We start from the raw sequence: 18,888 nt of genomic DNA on the forward strand, positions 1-18,888 counted from the left end.
CGGGCCGGGGGCGCTCACACACTCGCCCCCGGCGACATCCTCACCGGGGCCGTCCTCGCCCCCTCCCCCGACGAGGCCCGCGAGACGGGCCGGTACGGGCCGCGGACAGCGCCCCAGCGACCGAAGCCCCACCGGGAGGAGCGCCGGCCCCTGCTCCGGCCCGCCGGTTCATCCGACGACCGCGGCCCGCACGCACAGCACGTCCGGCAGGTGCGAGGCCAACTGCCGCCAGCTGTCCCCGTCGTCGGCCGACGCGAACACCTCGCCGTTGCGGTTGCCGAAGTACACGCCGGCCTGTTCCGCGTCGTCGGTCCACAGCGCGTCGCGCAGCACCGTGCCGTAGTGGTCCTCCTGGGGCAGCCCCGCCGTGAGCGGCTCCCAGGTCCTGCCCGCGTCCGCCGTGCGGTAGACCCGGCAGCGGCGGTCGGCGGGGACCCGGTCCGAGTCGGCGGTGATCGGGAACACGTACGCCGTGTCGCCGCGGTGCGGATGGGCCGCCACCGCGAATCCGAACGTGGACGGCAGGCCCTCGCCGATGTCCGTCCACCGGGCGCCGGCGTCGTCGCTGCGGTACACGCCCCAGTGGTTCTGCAGATACAGCCGGTCCGGTGTCACCGCGTCGCGTGCGACCTTGTGCACGCACTGGCCGAACTCCGGGTTCGGGTCCGGCAGGAACACCGCGGACACACCGGAGTTGGACGGCGCCCAGCTCGCGCCTCCGTCGCCCGTGCGGAACACGCCCGCGGTCGAGACGGCGACCGTCACCGACTTCGGGTCCCGCTGGTCGGTGAGGACGGTGTGCAGCCCCTCGCCGCCACCGCCCGGCACCCACTGGGACCGTGTGGGGTGCTCCCACAGGGGGCGGACCAGCTCGAAGCTCTCGCCGCGGTCCTCCGAGCGGTACAGCGCGGCCGGTTCCGTGCCCGCGTAGACCACGTCGGGTTCCGCGGCGGACGGGTGCAGCTGCCACACCCGCTCCAGCGAAGCACCCGTCTCCCTGGGGAACTTGACGGCCGGCCGCGCCGGTTCCGTCCAGGTGCGGCCCAGGTCGTCGGAGTGGAACACCGACGGCCCCCAGTGCGCGCTGTCGCCGCCGGCCAGCAGCCGCGGGGTGTCGCCGCGAGTGTCGAGGGCGACCGAGTAGACGGCCTGTGCGTTGAAGTAGGGACTCTCGTCGAACTCCCAGGTGCCACCCCGCCGGCGCCCGATGAACAGGCCCTTGCGGGTGCCCACGGCGAGCAGTACCTCGGTCATGCCGATCACCTCCGCGGCGTCGTCGTCGACGCCTTTGTCTCGGACACGGGCCAGTCTGCACCCAGGCACTGACAGTCACCTCCGGAAAGGGCGTCGCCGCAGGTCAGAGCGGTGGCGTCGGGTCCGGCGGGAGGTTTTCGCGCGAGCCGCTCAGGCCTCGCCGGGCGGACAGTTCCAGGATCGGGCCCTGGTCCTCGTCCCGACCGCCGGAGCCGGGATCACTCATGCCGTAGAAGCGCTTCATCCCGTACTTCTTGGTGCCCGGAGACCGGGATGGTGGAGGAGACTCCCTCGCTGCCCTCGCGGAGTCGGCCAGGTGGCGGCGTGCGCTGAGGAGGCTCCGGCGACGCCTTGCCTCACCTGTTTGTTGCGAGGAGGTCTCGGCGTTCACGCCGGGGAGGAATCGCATCCGGGTGTCGCGACGTGAAGCGTCGGCGTACCCGGGCTCAGGGAGCGGAGCGCCCGTACCGCTGCCGAGATGTGAACGTGCGTTCCTGTGGTCGCTGGTCGGGGTGGTGGTTGCTGGTTTGGCGGGTGTCTGTGCGGCTGTCGTACGTATGGTCTTTTGCGGGGTTCGGGACGGCACGGTGTCCTTGCCGGGGTTGTGAAGGGGGGCGGGATGGCGCGTGTGGGGGCGGGCGTGGGGGCCGGGCATGTCCGGTACATGTACCGGTTGCGGGTGTCGTCCGCTGCCCGCACCGCGCTGGGGGCGGAGTGGGGCCGGTGCCGCTGGGTGTGGAACGAGTGCGTCGCCAGGTCCAGGGCCGTGCACCTGCACAACAGGGCGACCGGTGAGAAGGCCACGTGCGGCCCGGCCCAGCTGGACCGGATGCTGACCGGGGCCCGTGCCCGTACGCCGTGGCTGCGGGAGGGCTCGTCGGTTCCCCAGCAGCAGGTCATCCGTGACTTCGGCCGCTCCCGCACCAAGGCACACAAGGACATCACCGAGCGTCTGCCCATGGCGCGCCGGGCGGGGATGCCGACGTGGAAGACCAGGCGTGAGGCGCTGCCGACCCTGAACTACACGAAGCGCGGGTTCCGGTTGCAGGATGGCCGGCTGTACCTGGCGGGCGGCATCGTCCTGTCGGTGGTGTGGTCGCGGGAGTTGCCGGGTGAGCCGTCCTCGGTGCGCGTGTACCAGGACAGTCTCGGGCACTGGTACTGCTCGTTCGTCGTCCCCGCTCAGCTCCAGCCGCTGCCGGAGACCGGCCGGGTCCTCGGTGTCGACTGGGGGGTGCGGGAGACGGCGACGACCACGTCCGACGCGCATGACCTGCCGCACCCCGGCCACGGCGGGAAGGCCCGGGTGAGGCTGGCCCGCTACGACCGGATGACGGCCCGCCGCAGACCCAAGAAGGGCAAGCCCGCATCGAAGGGCTACCGGACGGCGCGGAGACTGCGGGCGAAGGCCCACAAGAAGGTCGCGAGGCAGCGTGCGGACACCGGCCGCAAGTGGGCCAAGAAGGTGGTCCGTGACCACGACGTCATCGCGGTCGAGGACTTCCGCCCCAAGTTCCTGGCCAAGTCGACCATGGCCCGCAAGGCCGCTGACGCCGCCATCGGCGCCACCAAGGCCGCCCTGACCGAGATGGGCCGCAAACACGGGCGGGACATCCGCCTCGTCCACCCGGCGTACACCACGATGGACTGCGCGCAGTGCGGAGCGAGAGCCAAGCACGCCCTGCCGCTGGGTGAACGCACCTACACCTGCACCGCCTGCGGAACCACGTCCCCACGGGACAAGAACTCCGCACGCGTCATGCTCGTCCGGGCTGGTCTCAACCCGGCTGGCGTCGAGGGCGGAAGACCTCCTGGAGCGCTGCTCCAGGAGGCGGCCTGAGCCAGGAATCCCCTCCCACCAGGGAGGGGAGGATTCAAATGCCCCAGCCGTACTGGTCCGGCATCCGGACGTCCTCGCCCAGCTCCCGCGCCGCGTGCTGGGCCCAGGACGGGTCGCGCAGCAGCTCCCGGCCCAGCAGTACCGCGTCGGCCTCGCCGTTGGCCAGGATCTTCTCGGCCTGCCCGGCCTCGGTGATCAGGCCGACGGCGGCGACCGGAAGGGTGGTCTCCGCCTTCACGCGCGCGGCGAACGGGACCTGGTAGCCGGGGCCGGTCGGGATCCGGACGCGCGCGACGTTGCCGCCGGTGGAGACGTCGAGGAGGTCGATGCCGTGGGCCTGGAGGTCGCGGGCGAAGCGGACGGTGTCGTCGGCCGTCCAGCCGCCCTCCTCCAGCCAGTCGGTGGCGGAGACGCGGAAGAACAGCGGCTTCTCGTCGGGCCACACCTCCCGTACGGCGTCGACGACCTCCAGCGCGAACCGGGTGCGGTTCTCGTACGAGCCGCCGTAGGCGTCGGTGCGGTGGTTCGAGTGCGGCGAGAGGAACTCGTGGATCAGGTAGCCGTGGGCACCGTGGATCTCGACGATCTCGAAACCGGCGGCGAGGGCCCGGCGCGCGGCGTCCGCGAACTGGCCGACCACCTCCTGGATCCGCGCGACCGTCAGCTCGGTCGGCACCGGATGCCGCTCGTCGAACGCCAGACCGCTCGGGGCCAGCGGCTGCCAGCCGTACGCGTCCGGGCCCACGGGCGCCCCGCCCTTCCAGGGCTGCGCGGTCGACGCCTTGCGGCCGGCGTGGGCCAGCTGGATCGCCGGGACCGTGCCCTGGGACCGCAGGAAGTCCGTGATCCGGCGGAACGCATCGACCTGGGCGTCGTTCCACAGGCCGAGGTCCTGCGGGGAGATGCGGCCCTCCGGTGACACGCCGGTGGCCTCGACGACGATCAGGCCGGTGCCGCCCGTTGCGCGTGCGCCGTAGTGCGCGAAGTGCCAGTCGCCGGGAACGCCCGCCGACGGGCCCTGTGGTGCGGCGGAGTACTGGCACATCGGCGGCATCCAGACCCGGTTCGGGATCGTGGTGTCGCGCAGTCGCAGGGGCTGGAAGAGGGCGGTCATGAGGGCTGCTCCCTTGGTCGCGGCAGGACGGGACGGCTCGTACGATAGCTCTCGTAGTACGGCGGGTGTCAAACTACGATGCCTTTCGTACAATGCCCTCGTACAATGAAGACCCGCTGAACGCCCGGCCAAGGCCCCTCCCGATCCTGAACGGTGGGCCTTCCCCGACGAACTGGAGCCGCCGTGACCCCCGTCGCTGCCGCCGGCACCCGCGACCTGCCGCACCCGGCGCGCGAGGAGATCCGGATGGAGGAGGTGCTGCACGCGCTCTCGGACCCGGTGCGGCTGCGGATCGTGCGGGATCTCGCCGCCGACAGCGACGAGCTCTTCTCCTGCTCGTACTTCGACCTGCCGGTCACCAAGTCCACCACCACGCACCACTTCCGGGTACTGCGGGAGAGCGGGGTGATCCGGCAGACCTATCGGGGCACGGCCAAGCTGAACGGTCTGCGCAGGGGCGACCTGGACGCCCTCTTCCCGGGCCTGCTCGACGCCCTTCTGGCCGCCGCGGCCCGTCAGGCCTCCCGCCTCGGTACCGGCTGACGGCGAGCGGGGCGGGCGTACCGGCCGGCGTGCTCAGGCAGTCGCCGCCCGTGCCGCCGTCAGCAGCGCCTCCCAGTCGGGCAGCTTCACCACGCGCCGTCCCAGTGCGGCGCCGAGTTCCGCCTCGGCCCGCTCGATGGCCCGCCACCCGGCCCACTCGACCGGCTCGGCGCCTTCGGCACGCAGGAGGCGGAGGGGGTCCGCGGGGAGGTCCCGGCGTAGGAGCGAGGCGGCGTCCGCCAGCAGGGACGTCACCGTCTCCTTGGCGCACGGGCGGTTGGTGCCGATGACGCCGGTGGGGCCCCGCTTGATCCAGCCGGCCACGTACTCGCCGGGGGCGACGGCGCCCGCGCGCAGGACGCGCCCCGCCCGGTGCGGCACCGTCCCGCTCGCGGCGTCGAACGGCAGCCCCTCCAGCGGCACCCCGCGGTAGCCCACCGACCGCAGCACCAGCTGGGCCCCGATCTCCGTGTACCGTCCGGTGCCCGTCACGCCGCCGCGCCCGTCCGGCACCGTCCGTTCGAAGCGCACGGTGCCCACGTGGCCGTCGTCGTCCGCCGTCAGTTCCACCGGGCGCAGGAAGAAGCGCGGCCGGATCCGGCGGGTGGTGTCCGGCGCGGGCCGCTCGGCCCAGCCGCGCAGCACCTCCACGTTGCGGCGCTGCGCACCGGGCAGCCCGGAGGGATCCCCGTACGCCGGATCCAGTGCCAGCTCCGCGGGGTCCACCAGGACCGCCGTGTCCGGCAGGGAGCCCAGCTCGCGCAGCTCCTTGGTGGTGAAGCGGGCCTGCGAAGGACCCCGCCTGCCCACCATGTGCACGTCGGCCACCCGGCCGGCGGCGAGTGTGTCGAGCGCGGCCTGCGGCATGTCGGTTCCGCTCAGCTCGGCCACGCCGCGGACCAGCATCCGTGCCACGTCCACGGCGACGTTGCCCACCCCGATCACGACCGCCGACCGCGCCCCGCGCAGGAAGCCGTCGTCCACGGCGTCCGGATGGGCGCTGTACCAGGACACGAACTCGGTGGCCGACCAGCTGCCCGGCAGATCCTCGCCGGGGACGCCCAGCCGCCGGTCGGTGGCGGCGCCCACGCAGTACACCACCGCGTGGTACAGCTCCCGCAGCCGGGCGGAGGGCACGCCCCCAGGGCCGATCGGGACGCCGCCGAGGAACCGCACCCGCTCGTCCTCCAGGACCGTGCGCAGGGTGTTCTGGAGCGACTTGATCTTCTCGTGGTCCGGCGCCACGCCGTATCTCACCAGTCCGTACGGGCACGGCAGACGGTCCAGGACGTCCACGAGCACTTCACGGTCGAGCTGGACGAGGCTCTGGGCGGTGTAGCACCCGCTCGGTCCCGAGCCGACGACGGCGACACGCAGCACGGCACAACTCCTTGTCCGGGAGCCGGAGGGTCCGGGAGCCGGACGGCGCGGGAGCCGGACGGCACGAGGGCCGGGGCGGCACGGGAGCCGGACGGCGCGGGAGTCGGACGGTCCGGAAAGTCGGAGGGGGTACTGACGTCTCCAGCATCCCACCGCTTGGGCTCCGCTGACAGGGTGCTGCGCCCGCCGAACGGTGCGTGTTTGCGCGTGTTCTGTTCTTATGGAATGTGATCATGCGGTTACGTATGGTGTGTGCTCGAAGCATTCTTCGTTGATCGTTCTCTTCAGCTTTCCGACCGCTGTCCGGACGACGGTGAGATGTCCGTGCGGCACACCTGGGTGGTGAGCGAGGGCGGCACCACCACCTCGTGGTTCGACGTGCGGCTGACGTTCACCGACGGCGCCCGGGTGGACGCGCTCGCCGTGCTGTCCGGTCAGGACGTGCGGGTGGAGGACGTACGCGCCGAACCGCCGCTGTCCCTCGACGACCTGGCCGTACTCGCCGAGTGGCTGGAGAATCCGCTTTTCGAGGCCTGCGTGCCGGCCTCCGACCGTGCCGTACCGGCCGCAACGCGGCGCGCGCGCCCCGCGTGGCCGGGCGGCAGAGAAGGGCGCCGGCTGGTCGCGCGGGAGTACCGGGCGGCCCGGGAGGAGGGCGGCGACCCGGTTCTCGCGGTGATGCGCGCGACCGGGCACGGTCGGCGGAAGTCGCTCAGGCTGATCGGCCAGGCGCGCGACGACGGCTTTCTGGCCCCGCGTCGCGCACGGCGCTGAAGCCCTTCCGGCGGGCCGTCACAGCATCTTGCGCATCCGCGAGATCTCGCTCGTCTGCTGGGCGACCACGTCGTCGGCCATCTCCTCGACCTGCACGTTGTTGCCCTGCGCCTTCACATCCGTGGCCATGGTGATCGCGCCCTCGTGGTGGGTGATCATCAGCGTGAGGAAGAGCTGGTCGAAGGCCTTGCCCCGTGCCGCGCGCAACTTCTCCAACTGGGCCTCGGTCGCCATTCCCGGCATCGCGGCGTGGTCGTGGCCGCCGCCCTTCTCCTTCTCGTCGTGGTTCTTCAGCCAGCCCCTCATCGCCGTGATCTCCGGGCCCTGGGCGGCGTTGATCCGTTCGGCGAGTGCTTTGACCTGGCCGGACTCGGCGTGCTCCGGGACGAGGCCGGTCATCTCCAGCGCCTGTGCGTGGTGCTGGATCATCATCCGCGCGTAGGAGACGTCCGCCGAGTTGGGGGAGTCGTCGTCGGCGCGCTGCTCCTCGGCGTCCTTGGCGGAAAGTGTCCGGTTGCCCTCGCCCGGTTTGCCCGGAGCGATCACCGAGGGCCCGGCCGCGGCCGCCGACCCGGTGTCCGAACCGGAGTCGCAGGCCCCGAGCGCGAGCACGGCCAGTGCGGTCAGTGAGGCCGCGACGAGCGAGGCACGGGACAGCGCGGGGCGAAGGGACACAACGACCTCCTGTGGCTGGGGGTGCCCCCGAGGGGGGAGGGGTGCGCACCACCTTGTGGGCGTGGTGACCGTCCTAGCACGCTTCCGCGCGTCAGTGATCGAAAAACTTCATTGCGTGTTTGTTGCCCCCTGTTGATATGTGCATGGTCAAGACGATACTGCGGAGGTGCGTGAACCGTTCCGACGGGAACGGACGTAGGGAGGAAACAGTGACCCTGTTCAACGACCCGCGAACGCGGCGCAGACGCCTGGGAGTCGCGGCTGCCGCCGCCGGGCTCCTGTCCGCGCTGCTCACCGCCGGCCCGGCCGTGGCGACCCCCGACCCCGGGGACAGCCCGGACGCGTCGAAGGAGGTGTCCAAGAGCGCGCGCGCCGAGGTGCGCGACGCCATCGAGAGCGGCGAGATACCCGGCCAGGACGAGATAGTCCACTCGGACAACATCGAGCACCTGGCCAACATCCCCAAGGACGCGCTGTCGGGCACCAATTCGGACCTGGCCTTCCAGGGCCGGTACGCCTTCGCCGGCAACTACGACGGCTTCCGCATCTTCGACATCAAGAACCCGAAGAAGCCGAAGACCGTGGCCCAGGTGCTGTGTCCCGGCTCGCAGAACGACATCTCCGTCTCCGGCGACCTGCTGTTCCTGTCGACCGACTCCTCGCGCAGCGACAGCAGTTGCGACAGCACCACGCAGCCCGCGACCGAGAAGTCCTCCTGGGAGGGCATGAAGGTCTTCGACATCAGCGACAAGCGGAACCCGAAGTACGTCGCCGCCGTCGAGACCGCCTGCGGCTCGCACACCCACACGCTGGTGCCCGAGCGCAGGAACGTCTACGTCTACGTCTCCTCGTACTCGCCGAACGCCGCCTACCCCGACTGCCGGCCGCCGCACGACGGCATCTCCGTCATCAAGGTGCCGCGCAAGGCTCCCGAGCGGGCGGCCGTGGTGGACTTCCCGGTGCTGTTCCCCGGTGAGGGCCCCGACGGCGGCGGCAACCCGGGCGGGCCCACCAACCCGGGTGTCTCCAAGACCACCGGCTGCCACGACATCACCGTCCTGCCCTCGAAGGACCTGGCGGCGGGCGCCTGCATGGGCGACGGCATCCTGTTCTCCATCGAGGACCCCGAGCGCCCGAAGGTCATCGACCGGGTCCAGGACAACGTCAACTTCGCCTTCTGGCACTCGGCGACCTTCAACCAGAAGGCGAACAAGGTCGTCTTCACCGACGAGCTGGGCGGCGGCGGCGCCGCCACCTGCAACGCGGAGATCGGCCCGAACCGCGGCGCCGACGGCATCTACGACATCGTCGGCAGGGGCGACCACCGCGAGCTGGTCTTCCGCAGCTACTTCAAGATCCCCCGACACCAGGCGGACACCGAGAACTGCGTGGCCCACAACGGCTCGCTGATCCCGGTCAAGGGCCGCGACATCATGGTCCAGGCCTGGTACCAGGGCGGCGTCTCCGTCTGGGAGTTCACCGACTCCAAGCGCCCGAAGGAGATCGCCTACTTCGAGCGTGGCCCGCTGACCACGGACAACGTCACCACCGGCGGTTCCTGGTCCGCGTACTACTACAACGGCTACATCTACTCGAACGACATCGCCAAGGGCTTCGACGTCCTCAAGCTCAGCGACCGGCGCACCGACCCGGCCAAGAGGGTCCACCTGCGGGAGCTCAACACGCAGACGCAGCCGGACTACTTCGACTGAGCGGTCCGGGCGGTCCGGTCGGTCCGACCGGGCTGATCGGGCTGATCGGACTCACGGGCCGGTCCGGCCGGACCCGGCCGGGCCGGCCCGCCGGTCGTGAAGAACCGCGACAGGTCCGTGTCGCACGCCGTCCCGTCGGGCGCCTCGGCGTCCGGCGGGGCACCCAGCTCCCACTCCAGCCGATAGCGCTCGAACAACTCGGCGCGCAGCACCGGCACGGGCATCGGCACCCCCGGCACCAGGGCGGCGAACACGGCGCCCATCAGCAGCGCGCGCAGCATCGGGTAGTCGCGGTCGACGTCCCGTGAGCCGTGCCGGGCCACGGTGTCCCGCAGCAACTCCGCCAGCCGCCGCTGCTCCGGGCACGGCACGAAACCCACCTCGGCCTGGAGCAGGCCCGCCATGTGCTGGCGCATGAGCACCGGCCGGTCGCGGGCCAGACCCAGGATCGCGTCGATGGCCCGCGCCATCCGCTCCGGCCCCTCGGCGCTGCGCGGGGGGCGCTCCAGCGCCTCCTCCAGCGTGCGGTGCATCAGCCGGTGCACGGCGGACTGCACCAGCTGTCGCTTGCCGGGGAAGTAGTACGAGACCAGACCGCGCGCCGAGCCCGCCCGGTCGGCGATGTCGCCCAGCGTGGTCGCGTCGTACCCGCGCTCGCCGACGAGCTCCAGCGCGGCCCGCAGGAGCCGCTCCTTCGAACGCCGCCGCAACTCTTCATTGACCGAGGCGCTACGCGGGGACATCCTGTACTCCTGCGTTGACTGGCTGACAGCCAACTATACTCGGCGCAGGCGGACGGGCCCTCGACGGGCCCGGTCCGGCTACCGTCTGCCTCGGGCGACACGGGGGATCGTCCGAGGCGGACGGACGTCCGGATGGTTGCCCCGGGAAACGTTCAGCTGGTTGCCCCGGAGCGTGTGTCTTCGGTGACTGTGTTCCCGGTTCCCGGTTCCCGCGGGCAGTGGGTGCGACGTCGGCCTCCGGTCGGCACACCAGGTCCAGCACCGGCCGCAGCCCGGCTGGACGCTCGGCCACCGGCAGGTGGTCCACGAAGCGCACCCCGCACCCGAGCGCCGCCGCACCACCGTCGGCCCGCCGGTCGTCCCCGACCATCAGCGTCTGCCCCGGCTCGCTCCCGAGTGCCGCGCAAGCGGTCCCGAACAGCCACGGGTCGGGTTTGCGCATGCCGTGCTCGTACGACAGGACGTACGTGTCCACGTACCGGTCGAGACCGTGCGCACGGAAGACCGGACGCGGGTCCCGGCCGATGCTGCTGACCACGCCCACGGCGACGCCGTGCCCGCGCAGGGCGCTCAGCACCTCGGCCGCGTCGGGGCAGGGGGTCCACGCGCCCGGCGTCATGTGCCGGTCGTACAGCAAGCACGTCGTGCGACCCGGGGTCCGGCAGCGGCACCTGCCGGGAGAGGCCGGTGTACGCGGCCCGGTGTGCCGCGGAGCTCTCGTCCCGGACCTCCCACACGCCGGCCAGTTCCTCCGGCATCCGCAGCGGGTCCGCGCCGCCGGGCAGTGCCCCCGCCGCCTGAAGCGCGCGAGCCGTCTCGGCCGACTCGGGACCGGACAGGGTCAGTCCGGCGCCGGCGAGCGCCGCGCGCAGCCAGGCCTCGGTGGATTCGACGCGGAAGAGGGTCCCGGAGAAGCCGAACAGCACGCCGGACATGAAGGCGGATCCTACGAGACGGTGTTCGGCAGCCCGCGGTTCGGGCGGCCCCGGGTGCCGGTGGGCATACCGGTGGCGCCCACCGGGGCCGTCACGGGTGCCGGCGCCGGTGGACCAGCACCGCCAGGGCCACGACCACGGCGCCCTGGAGCCAGCCGCCGACGACGTCCGTGGCCCAGTGCACGCCGAGCCACACCCGCGTCACGCCGACGCCGGCCACGGAGACCACCGCCACGGCCAGGGCGGTCAGGCGCAGGGAGCGGGCGACGCCGTAGTAGTGGAGGAGCCAGACCAGGAGGCCGCACACGAACGTGGCGGTCATGGCGTGGCCCGAGGGGAAGGCCGCGTAGTGCGCGGAGTCCACGGGGTCGGGCCAGACCGGGCGGGCGCGGTTCACCGCCGCTTTCAGAGCCTGCTGCGCCAGACTGCCCAGCAGACAGGTCGTCCCCAGCCACACGGCCGTCCACCGGTCCCCGTGCCGGAACCACAGCCACAGCACCACTGCCGCGCACAGCAGTCGCATCGTCCACGTGTCCCACACCCAGTCGGTGAGGATCCGCATGGCGTGCGTGATGCCCGGCTCGTCGACCGCCCAGCGGTGCGTCGTGCCGGCGATGTCGTCGTCCAGGCTGATCAACGGGTGCCACTCGATGGCGACCAGGGTGAGCAGCAGCGCGGAGCACACGACCAGCACCCAAGTGACGCGGAGGGCTGTGCGGGGCTGCGGTGGACCGGGTGGGGAGTCGATGCGCGGCGTCTGCATGCTGCGATACTCGCCGACCCGGGGGGTCCGGGGCCAATTCACGGGGTGGCCCCGGGGGCGGAAGAGCGGCGAGGGACTATCCCAGCGCCCGTATCCCCGGCACGAAAGCCACCAGTACCGGCACCACCGGGACCAGCGCGGCCGCCGCCGTCAATCGCAGCCGCCGCGCCGCCGTCAGCCGGTTCGGCGGGGTCAGCAGCCGGTGCACCCGCTGCGGGACGTGCGCCCGGGTGGCCGGGCAGGGGCCGAACACGCCCCGGTCCTCGTTGAGTTCGACCAGTGCCAGGGCGGTCGTCAGTCGGCCGAAGCGGCGGGAGGCCACGTCGTCGGCGGCGAGTTCGACCAGGCGGTGCATCTCGTCGCGGAAGGCGGCGAACACCGGAACCTGCGGAAATCCGTCCGCCAGCGCGGCCGAGCAGTGCAGCAGCCAGTCGTGCCGCGCCCGCGCGTGCCCCTTCTCGTGGGCGAGCACAGAGTCGAGCTGCCGGCCCTTGAGGCGGCGCAACGCGGCGGTGGTCACGACCAGTTGCGGGGGATTGCCGGGCAGCCACCAGGCGTCGGGCCGCTCACCCTCCAGGACGACGAGCGGCGCCGATCCGGGCACCTCGCCGGGCAACACCGGGGCGCGCAGGAGGAGTTCGGCCCGGCGTCGCCGGCGTCGGGCGCGGGCCCGCACGATCTCCCGGGCGAGCATCGCGACGCTCCACAAGCCGCCGCAGGCCAGCGCGACGGCGGTCGTGTCCGCCCAGAGGCCGGACGTGCCGAGCGTGTAGGCCTCGACCACCGGGCCGGGTGCCGTCGCGAAGACGGGCCCGCCCACCGCGTGCCAGGCCGCCGCCGCGCTGAACGTCATCGACAGCGTGCAGCACACGAGCACGGTCGCCACCGCGCACTGCCATACCCACAGGGCGACCACCGGTTCCCGGTCCGGCCAGTCGGCCCGGGCGAGCAGCCTGGGGGCGAGCACGGCGGTCAGGGCACCGAGCAGCAGCAGTGCCGCGGGGAGAGTCATGAGGGCAGCCTATGAGCGTGGCGCTCCCGGCAGTACGGCCCACCGCGCAAAGTGACGCAGGCAACGGCTGAGTACGGGGTATGCCGCTTATGCGGTGCGGTGCGGTGCGGTGCGGTGCGGTCGCCGGGTGTCGCCTGGCCCGCATCGCGTGGCGGCTGCCGGATGTCACATGGTCACGAGCATGGCCAGCATCGCGATCCCCATGGAGAGCCGGCAGGCGCGCGCCAGCTCCGGCCGGTCGCCCCACCCGGCCGCAGGATCGCCTCCGACCGCACGACCGCCTCGGGTCGCCGGTCCACCGCCGGTCGCCGGGCCGCCCCCCGCCACGGCGACCACGGGTATCAGGCGTACGCCGGTCAGCAGCACGTATCCGGTGAAGTAGAGCAGCAGAGCCCCGGTCAGCACGGGAATCCCGGAGGTGCCGTGCCCGTGCCCGTGGGCGGGTGGGCCGGCCATCACCACGGCCATGTAGACCATGGCCCCGTTCCCGACGAGGTGGTGCAGATGGTGACGTCCGGACCGGGCCGCCCACAGGGCGCTCAGCCCCGCGGCGCCGAACACCACCGCGTAGACGGGCCAGGCCCACGTGGGCGGGGTGAACACCGCCGCGGGCACGGCCATGGCGGCCATGGCGAACCCCATGAGGGCCTCGCCGCCCGCGGCACGGCGCTGCTCCTCGACGCTGCTGCGCATCCGCAGCAGGCAGTAGGCGCCGGTCGCCGCGCAGAGCGCGACCAGCAGCCAGCCGGACGACGCCGGTCCGTGCACAGGTGCCTCCCCGCTCGACGCTCGACGGTCGGTCAAGGACTGCCCGGGCCGTGCGGCGCGCACGCGAGCGCAAGGGTGTACACGGGGGGTATTCGGGGGAGCGCGGCGCATCGTGGCTGGTGGGCGGCGCGAGTGATGTCACACCGAACGAATTCCTTTACTGGTAAAACACCCGTTAAGCTTATGCTCATGAGCAGTGCGACCCCCACCTCCGGCATCTCACTCCGCCGACGCCTGTCCCTGGCGGGCGTGCTGCGCCTGCGCCGCCCCTCCGAGATCTGGTTCAAACCCGCCCTGAGTTCGGTCGCCGCCGTCGCCCCGCCCAACCTGATCCTGCTGTCGCTCGGCCGGCTCGACCTGGCGATGTACACGATGGCCGGATCCCTGTGCGCGCTCTACGCGCACAACCGCCCCTACGCCGCCCGGGCCCGCACCCTGGCCTGGGTGGTGCTCGGCATGCTCGGCGGCGTCGCCGTCGCCCTGGTCACCGCCTCGCTCACACAGAGCGCCGTCGTCCTCGTCGCCGTCGGCGCCCTGCTGGCCGCCGTACAGAAGGCCCTTTGCGACGCCACCCGCGTCGGCCCGCCGGGCAACGTGGTCCTGACCTTCATCAGCTCCGCCGCCCTCTTCGTCCCGCAGACCCTCGGCCAGGTTCCCGGACACCTGGCACTGGCCGCCGCCGCGGGCGCCTGGGCCTGGCTCGTCGGCATGGCCCCCGCCCTGGTCCGCCCGCACGGTCCGGAACGCCGCGCCACCGCCCAGGCCCTGAACGCCGCCGCCGCGTACGCCGACACCCGCGGCACCGGCGACGGCCACATCCTCGCCCGCGCCGCCGGGTACGCCGCCGTGCAGGCCGCCTGGCAGACGCTGCTGTCCCTCCCGGCGACGGGTACCCGCGCCACCACCCGGCACGCCCTGGAACACCTCGTCGTCCGCGCCGAGGTCGCCCTCGCCGCGCCCGCCGACACCGACCCGGAGCTGCTGCGCGGCTGGGCCCGGGCCCTGCGCGGTACCGGCCGGATCCCCCGCACCGGAGCCACTGCCGGGGCCGCCGAAGAACTCCTCGGCGTGGACGCCGAACTCGCCGCCCGCCCCGCACCCCTGTGGCAGCGGCTCGGCCCGCTGACCCCGATCGCCGCCCGCACCGCCCTCGGCTGTGCCCTGGCCGGCTACGCCTCCCTCGCCCTCGGCATCGGCCGCCCCTACTGGGCGCTGGTCACCGCCGCCGCGCTCTACCAGGCCAACATGGCCCTGACCTGGAGCCGTGCCGTCCAGCGCGTCGTGGGCAACATCGCCGGGGTGCTGCTGTTCGCCGCCATCGCCCCGCTCGCCCACCTCGGGCAGGCCCTCCTCGTCCTGCTCTGCCTCGCCCTCAACTTCGGCGCCGAGGCGCTCATCACCCGCAACTACTGGCTCGGCAGCGTCTGTGTGACCCCGATGGCCCTGCTCATCACCGAGTTCGCCGGCTACCAGGCACCCGGCGAGCTGATCACCGAGCGGGTGGTGGACACCCTCGTCGGCGCCCTGGTCGGCTTCCTGGCAGCCGTCGCCGTCACCAACCGGCGCGCCGGGAACCGCGTCGAACAGGCGGTGACCGCGGCCGACCGCGCCCGCGAACGCGCCGCCCGGCTCCTCGCGGAGCCCGCCCCCGCCCCCGGTGCCCTGGAGGCGGCCCGCCGGGGACTGGCCGCCGCGCTGACCGACCTGCGGGCCACCGTGGACGCGGCGGCCGGCGAATGGTGGGGTCGCGCCCTTCCCCAGGAGAGGGTCGTGCTCGCAGAGCAGTCCGGACACCGTACGCTCGCCGCAACGGTGCGACGCCGGGCAACGCGTCCGGACCGGGACACGGGTACGAGAACGGAGGACGTACGGCCATGAGCGCAACCGACGGGGGCTCGGCGACCGAGGGTGACGCGAGACGCGGACCGGGCGGTGACACCGTCGCCGCGGTCGTGCGGCAGTGGCGGGCCGTCCACCCCGACCTGGACACCGGCCCGATGGAGATCATCGGCCGCATCAACCGCTGCGCCGCCCTCCTCCAGCAGGCCGAGGACGCACCGCTGCGCCGGGCCGGCCTCAGCCGCGCCGAGTTCGACCTGCTCGGGGCGCTGCGCCGCACCGGACACGAGCTGACCCCCGGCGACCTGGCCCGTGAGACCTTCTCCTCCGGCGCCGCCGTCACCAAGCGCCTCAAGCAGCTCACCGAGCGCGGGCTCGTGGAGCGGCGCGGCGACACCCGCGACCGCCGGGTCGCCCACGTCCGCCTCACGGACGCCGGACGCGACCTCGTCGACGGCATCCTGCCGGAACAGCTCGCCTACGAGTCCGCCGTGCTGTCCGGTGTCGACGGCACCGAGCAGGGAGAGCTGGCCGCGCTCCTCGGGGCGCTGCTGGGCCGGCTGGAGGGCCGCCTGGACGCGCTGCGGGTCTGACGGCCCGGCGGCACGACGGCAGTCCGGCGTGGTCGGGGCCACGGCCCGGCGCGGTCCAGTGCCCACAGCACGTCGTGGACCGGGCGAACGGCGGACCGTGCGGCGGCCGGCGAGATCCAGCCCGTTCACGCGCAGACCCGTCCTGCGACACAGGCCCCGCGCGGCAGCGCGTCGCGCGACACAGGCCCCGCGCGGCAGTGTGTACCGCGCGGGGCCTTCCCCGGCTCAGCGCTCGTCACCCGCCCGGTACACCCCGAACATCGCCCCCTGCGGGTCCCGCAGCACCGCGATACGTGGTCCGTCGGGAGGCGAGGTGGGCTCCATGAGTACGGTGCCGCCCCCGTCGGTCGTGTCGACCGCGGCGGTGTCCACGTCCGCCACCGCGAAGTACGGCAGCCAGTGCGCCGGCACCTCGTGCGGGAACTTCTCGTCCATCGTCACCATGCCACCGAAGTCCGCCCCGTCGATCCCCCACTGCGGATAGCGGTCCGAGGCGGTGACGGTCCAGCCGAACACCGTGGTGTAGAAGTCGGCGGCCCGGTCGGGCTCCCGGGTCAGCAGCTCCACCCAGCCCAGGGAGCCGGGGGCGTTGAACAGTCCGGCTCCCGGGAACGAGCGGCCCTGCCACAGCTGGAACACCGCTCCGGTCGGATCGGCGGCCACCACGAACCGGCCCGAGTCGAACACGTCCGTGGGCCCCTGCGGCACGGCCCCGCCGGCCGCCGTCACCTGCCGTACGGCGGCGTCCGCGTCCCGCACGGCGAACGACACGTTCCACGCGACCGGCTGGGCCTGCTGGTACAGCGGCGCCAGGGCGGCGACCGCCGCGTCGCCGAGGCGGGCGATCGTGTAGCCGCCCGCCTGCTGCCGGGAGTCCGTCTCGGGGCGCCAGCCGAACAGCTTGGTGTAGAACCGCTTGGCCACCGCGAGATCGCTGGTCCCCAGCTCGGCCCAGCAGGGCCCGCCGGGCACCGGTTCGTGGAGCTTCATCGCGTGGGGCGTCCTTCCGCAGAGCCGGAGACCGTCCGTCCCCCTCCAGCACGCTAAGGCCGGGCCCGGGCCGCGGCCATCCGGCACGTACCGCCCCGGTGGCTCAGATGCCGGGGCGGTAGCGCAGCGGATGGTCCGCGGGCACCTCCACCAGCACGATCCGCGTGCCGTCCGGGTCCTCGATCCACATCTCCACCAGACCCCACGGCTCCTGGACCGGAGGCCGGACGATCTCGACCCCCTTCGCTCGCAGTTCCTCGTGGGCCGCTGTCGCGTCCTCCACCTGGAGCCACAGCTTCAGCGCGGGGGAGAGGGGCTCCTCGGACCGGCCGGAGACCTCCAGGAAGCCACCGCCGAGAAAGTAGACGGTGCCCCGCTCGGGACCGGTGCCGAACTCCCGGTGGACGGCGAGGCCGAGCCGCTCGCCGTAGAAGGCTCGGGAGCGGTCGGGGTCGGTGGGGCGGAGCAGGATCCGGCTGCTGAGTACATGCACCATGCGCCCCGAGCCTACTGGCAGCGTTACTCTCATCGGTGCCCGCGCCGCGCCCGAGACAACCGGAGACCCCTTCCATGGACACCACCGCCAGCCCGCTCACCTACCGCGACGCCACCGACGCGGACGTGGACGAGATCGTCGCGCTCATAGAGTCCGCGTACCGAGGGGAATCCAGCCGTGCCGGGTGGACCACCGAGGCGGACATCCTCCAGGGCCGGCGCACGGACCCGCAGGGCGTACTGGAGGTCGTCAAGGCACCGGAAAGCCGCCTGCTGACGGTCGAGAGGGACGGCGCCATCGTGGCCTGCTGCCAGCTGGAGCACCGCGGGGCGCACGCCTACTTCGGGATGTTCGCCGTCAGCCCGGTGCTCCAGGGCGAGGGCCTGGGCAAGGCGATCATCGCGGAGGCGGAGCGGCAGGCCCGCGAGGCGTGGGACGTGACGGAGATGCACATGACCGTGATCTCCGTCCGCGAGGACCTCATCGCCTGGTACGAACGCCGCGGCTACCGCCGTACGGGAGAGATGACCCCCTTCCCGTACGGCGACGAGCGTTTCGGCATCCCGCAGCGGGACGACCTGCGCTTCGAGCTGCTGGTCAAGCCGCTGGTGTGACGTTCACGCGGTGAAGCGGCCGGTGCGTTTGATCTCCGGGTAGTCGGTGGTGGCACCGTCCAGGCCCAGGGCGCGCACCAGCCGCAGGTGGTCCTGGGTGTTCACCGTCCAGCAGAAGACCCGCAGACCGGCCTTGCGGGCCCGCTCCACGATCTCCAGCGTGATCCGGTTGATGTCCAGGCACAGCGTGCCCGCACCGGCCTTGACGGCACGGTCCACGACCTCGGGGCCGTAGTACTGCGCGACCAGGGCGGTCCGCACCCCGGGTACCAGCCGGGCGATCTCCGCCACGGCCTCGTCGTGGAACGAGATCACCTCCACCCGGTCCACCAGGTCCCGCCGGCGCATCACCTCGGCGAGCGTCCGTGCCGCCGCCGCGTCCTTGATCTCGGCCTGCAACGGCACCGACACGGCGTCCAGCACCTCCTCGAAGACAGGGACCCGCTCCCCGCGGCCCGCGTCCAGCGCGCGCAGCTCCTCGAGGGTCTGCTCGGCGATCGCGCCCGTGCCGTCGGTGGTGCGGTCCACGTCCGCGTCGTGCATGACGACGAGCGCGCCGTCCTTGCTCAGGTGCAGGTCCAGTTCGACGACGTCGAGGCCGGCCTGCTCGGCGGCGACGAAGGAACGCAGGGTGTTCTCGGGTTCGACACCCATCACTCCGCGGTGACCGATGGTGAGGAAGTTCAAGGCTCGACTCGCTTCCGTCGACGGCGGCGATGGCAGGGCGCAGCCTAACGGCCCTGCGGGACCGTTTCCCCCCTGCCGCGCCTGGTATACGGAGTCCGGCATCCCGCAGGAAAAAATGCGGTGAAGCCTAGGGTCGGGCAGGATAATTTACGGAGA

General features: G+C 72.7%; 19 protein-coding genes and 1 pseudogene. 7 read left to right on the plus strand and 13 right to left on the minus strand.

Translation table 11 applies throughout. The features are described 5' to 3' along the window. Positions 1–168 precede the first annotated feature (168 nt). Together ACH4NX_RS35475 and ACH4NX_RS35480 are read right to left on the minus strand one after the other, a co-directional pair. A complete protein-coding gene (locus tag ACH4NX_RS35475; RefSeq protein WP_351393178.1) occupies positions 169–1,323 on the minus strand; it encodes an exo-alpha-sialidase in 1,155 nt (384 codons plus the stop codon). A 34-nt stretch (positions 1,324–1,357) separates the two neighbouring features. After that, positions 1,358–1,498 carry a hypothetical protein gene (locus ACH4NX_RS35480; protein ID WP_398130083.1) on the minus strand — a complete coding sequence of 47 codons (141 nt, stop codon included), beginning with the start codon at positions 1,496–1,498 and terminating at the stop codon, positions 1,358–1,360. A gap of 375 nt (positions 1,499–1,873) precedes the next feature. Between ACH4NX_RS35480 and ACH4NX_RS35485 the strand changes: the two genes are divergently transcribed. Beyond that, positions 1,874–3,094 (plus strand): RNA-guided endonuclease InsQ/TnpB family protein, encoded by a 1,221-nt coding sequence (locus tag ACH4NX_RS35485; protein ID WP_398130084.1) that lies wholly within the window; start codon positions 1,874–1,876, stop codon positions 3,092–3,094. Positions 3,095–3,128: 34 nt separating this feature from the next. On the opposite strand, the gene ACH4NX_RS35490 is transcribed toward ACH4NX_RS35485, so the two are convergent. Then, positions 3,129–4,208 carry an NADH:flavin oxidoreductase/NADH oxidase gene (locus ACH4NX_RS35490; RefSeq protein WP_398130085.1) on the minus strand — a complete coding sequence of 360 codons (1,080 nt, stop codon included), beginning with the start codon at positions 4,206–4,208 and terminating at the stop codon, positions 3,129–3,131. Between the two features lie 183 nt (positions 4,209–4,391). On the opposite strand from ACH4NX_RS35490, the gene ACH4NX_RS35495 reads away from it, so the two are divergent. Continuing rightward, a complete protein-coding gene (locus ACH4NX_RS35495) occupies positions 4,392–4,751 on the plus strand; it encodes a helix-turn-helix domain-containing protein (protein ID WP_398130086.1) in 360 nt (119 codons plus the stop codon). Between the two features lie 33 nt (positions 4,752–4,784). Here the strand turns inward: ACH4NX_RS35495 and ACH4NX_RS35500 are convergent, their stop codons facing one another. Beyond that, complete coding sequence (locus ACH4NX_RS35500) at positions 4,785–6,131, minus strand: FAD-dependent oxidoreductase (RefSeq protein ID WP_398130087.1); 1,347 nt, start codon at positions 6,129–6,131, stop codon at positions 4,785–4,787. A 318-nt stretch (positions 6,132–6,449) separates the two neighbouring features. Here ACH4NX_RS35500 and ACH4NX_RS35505 point away from each other — a divergent pair, with 318 nt between their 5' ends. After that, entirely contained in the window at positions 6,450–6,905 is a 456-nt protein-coding gene (locus ACH4NX_RS35505) for a DUF6214 family protein (RefSeq protein WP_351393191.1), read from the plus strand. A gap of 18 nt (positions 6,906–6,923) precedes the next feature. Here the strand turns inward: ACH4NX_RS35505 and ACH4NX_RS35510 are convergent, their stop codons facing one another. Beyond that, positions 6,924–7,580, minus strand: coding sequence for a DUF305 domain-containing protein (locus ACH4NX_RS35510; protein ID WP_351393194.1), 657 nt, complete (start codon positions 7,578–7,580; stop codon positions 6,924–6,926). Positions 7,581–7,789: 209 nt separating this feature from the next. On the opposite strand from ACH4NX_RS35510, the gene ACH4NX_RS35515 reads away from it, so the two are divergent. Then, positions 7,790–9,292 carry an LVIVD repeat-containing protein gene (locus ACH4NX_RS35515; protein ID WP_398130088.1) on the plus strand — a complete coding sequence of 501 codons (1,503 nt, stop codon included), beginning with the start codon at positions 7,790–7,792 and terminating at the stop codon, positions 9,290–9,292. Here the strand turns inward: ACH4NX_RS35515 and ACH4NX_RS35520 are convergent. From ACH4NX_RS35520 to ACH4NX_RS35540, 5 genes and pseudogenes are all read right to left on the minus strand, one after another. Further along, the gene (locus ACH4NX_RS35520; protein ID WP_398130089.1) at positions 9,280–10,035 is read right to left on the minus strand and encodes a TetR/AcrR family transcriptional regulator; all 756 of its coding nucleotides are present in this window, start codon (positions 10,033–10,035) and stop codon (positions 9,280–9,282) included. The genes ACH4NX_RS35515 and ACH4NX_RS35520 overlap by 13 nt on opposite strands. A 247-nt stretch (positions 10,036–10,282) precedes the next feature. Further along, positions 10,283–10,970, minus strand: a pseudogene (locus tag ACH4NX_RS35525) (HAD family hydrolase); the annotation flags it as partial. A gap of 91 nt (positions 10,971–11,061) precedes the next feature. Further along, positions 11,062–11,733, minus strand: a complete 672-nt coding sequence (locus ACH4NX_RS35530) for a phosphatase PAP2 family protein (RefSeq protein WP_398130090.1) — start codon at positions 11,731–11,733, stop codon at positions 11,062–11,064. 76 nt (positions 11,734–11,809) lie between these two features. Beyond that, a complete protein-coding gene (locus tag ACH4NX_RS35535; protein ID WP_398130091.1) occupies positions 11,810–12,745 on the minus strand; it encodes a M56 family metallopeptidase in 936 nt (311 codons plus the stop codon). Between the two features lie 165 nt (positions 12,746–12,910). Next, positions 12,911–13,513, minus strand: a complete 603-nt coding sequence (locus tag ACH4NX_RS35540) for a DUF5134 domain-containing protein (protein ID WP_398130092.1) — start codon at positions 13,511–13,513, stop codon at positions 12,911–12,913. Positions 13,514–13,702: 189 nt separating this feature from the next. On the opposite strand from ACH4NX_RS35540, the gene ACH4NX_RS35545 reads away from it, so the two are divergent. Together ACH4NX_RS35545 and ACH4NX_RS35550 are read left to right on the plus strand one after the other, a co-directional pair. Further along, a complete protein-coding gene (locus ACH4NX_RS35545) occupies positions 13,703–15,391 on the plus strand; it encodes an FUSC family protein (RefSeq protein ID WP_398130093.1) in 1,689 nt (562 codons plus the stop codon). Continuing rightward, the gene (locus ACH4NX_RS35550; protein ID WP_351393580.1) at positions 15,388–15,945 is read left to right on the plus strand and encodes a MarR family transcriptional regulator; all 558 of its coding nucleotides are present in this window, start codon (positions 15,388–15,390) and stop codon (positions 15,943–15,945) included. Before ACH4NX_RS35545 ends, ACH4NX_RS35550 begins: the two co-directional genes overlap by 4 nt. A 225-nt stretch (positions 15,946–16,170) precedes the next feature. Here ACH4NX_RS35550 and ACH4NX_RS35555 read toward each other — a convergent pair whose 3' ends face one another. Together ACH4NX_RS35555 and ACH4NX_RS35560 are read right to left on the minus strand one after the other, a co-directional pair. Then, positions 16,171–16,935, minus strand: a complete 765-nt coding sequence (locus ACH4NX_RS35555) for a VOC family protein (RefSeq protein ID WP_351393583.1) — start codon at positions 16,933–16,935, stop codon at positions 16,171–16,173. Between the two features lie 103 nt (positions 16,936–17,038). Continuing rightward, positions 17,039–17,431, minus strand: coding sequence for a VOC family protein (locus tag ACH4NX_RS35560; RefSeq protein WP_279563084.1), 393 nt, complete (start codon positions 17,429–17,431; stop codon positions 17,039–17,041). 74 nt (positions 17,432–17,505) lie between these two features. Here ACH4NX_RS35560 and ACH4NX_RS35565 point away from each other — a divergent pair, with 74 nt between their 5' ends. Next, complete coding sequence (locus ACH4NX_RS35565; protein ID WP_351393587.1) at positions 17,506–18,045, plus strand: GNAT family N-acetyltransferase; 540 nt, start codon at positions 17,506–17,508, stop codon at positions 18,043–18,045. Positions 18,046–18,048: 3 nt separating this feature from the next. Here the strand turns inward: ACH4NX_RS35565 and ACH4NX_RS35570 are convergent, their stop codons facing one another. Further along, on the minus strand, positions 18,049–18,732 hold the full coding sequence (locus tag ACH4NX_RS35570) for a glycerophosphodiester phosphodiesterase family protein (protein ID WP_279563082.1): 684 nt from the start codon (positions 18,730–18,732) through the stop codon (positions 18,049–18,051). Positions 18,733–18,888: the final 156 nt, after the last annotated feature.

This window comes from Streptomyces sp. NPDC017225 (genome assembly GCF_044331465.1).
GTDB lineage: Bacteria > Actinomycetota > Actinomycetes > Streptomycetales > Streptomycetaceae > Streptomyces.

Coding starts and splice junctions, on each gene's coding strand:
- ACH4NX_RS35480 (WP_398130083.1), bottom strand. CDS start 1,498: ATGAAGCGCTTCTACGGCATGAGTGATCCCGGCTCCGGCGGTCGGGAC.
- ACH4NX_RS35485 (WP_398130084.1), top strand. CDS start 1,874: ATGGCGCGTGTGGGGGCGGGCGTGGGGGCCGGGCATGTCCGGTACATG.
- ACH4NX_RS35490 (WP_398130085.1), bottom strand. CDS start 4,208: ATGACCGCCCTCTTCCAGCCCCTGCGACTGCGCGACACCACGATCCCG.
- ACH4NX_RS35505 (WP_351393191.1), top strand. CDS start 6,450: ATGTCCGTGCGGCACACCTGGGTGGTGAGCGAGGGCGGCACCACCACC.
- ACH4NX_RS35520 (WP_398130089.1), bottom strand. CDS start 10,035: ATGTCCCCGCGTAGCGCCTCGGTCAATGAAGAGTTGCGGCGGCGTTCG.
- ACH4NX_RS35530 (WP_398130090.1), bottom strand. CDS start 11,733: ATGCAGACGCCGCGCATCGACTCCCCACCCGGTCCACCGCAGCCCCGC.
- ACH4NX_RS35535 (WP_398130091.1), bottom strand. CDS start 12,745: ATGACTCTCCCCGCGGCACTGCTGCTGCTCGGTGCCCTGACCGCCGTG.
- ACH4NX_RS35545 (WP_398130093.1), top strand. CDS start 13,703: ATGAGCAGTGCGACCCCCACCTCCGGCATCTCACTCCGCCGACGCCTG.
- ACH4NX_RS35550 (WP_351393580.1), top strand. CDS start 15,388: ATGAGCGCAACCGACGGGGGCTCGGCGACCGAGGGTGACGCGAGACGC.
- ACH4NX_RS35555 (WP_351393583.1), bottom strand. CDS start 16,935: ATGAAGCTCCACGAACCGGTGCCCGGCGGGCCCTGCTGGGCCGAGCTG.
- ACH4NX_RS35560 (WP_279563084.1), bottom strand. CDS start 17,431: ATGGTGCATGTACTCAGCAGCCGGATCCTGCTCCGCCCCACCGACCCC.
- ACH4NX_RS35565 (WP_351393587.1), top strand. CDS start 17,506: ATGGACACCACCGCCAGCCCGCTCACCTACCGCGACGCCACCGACGCG.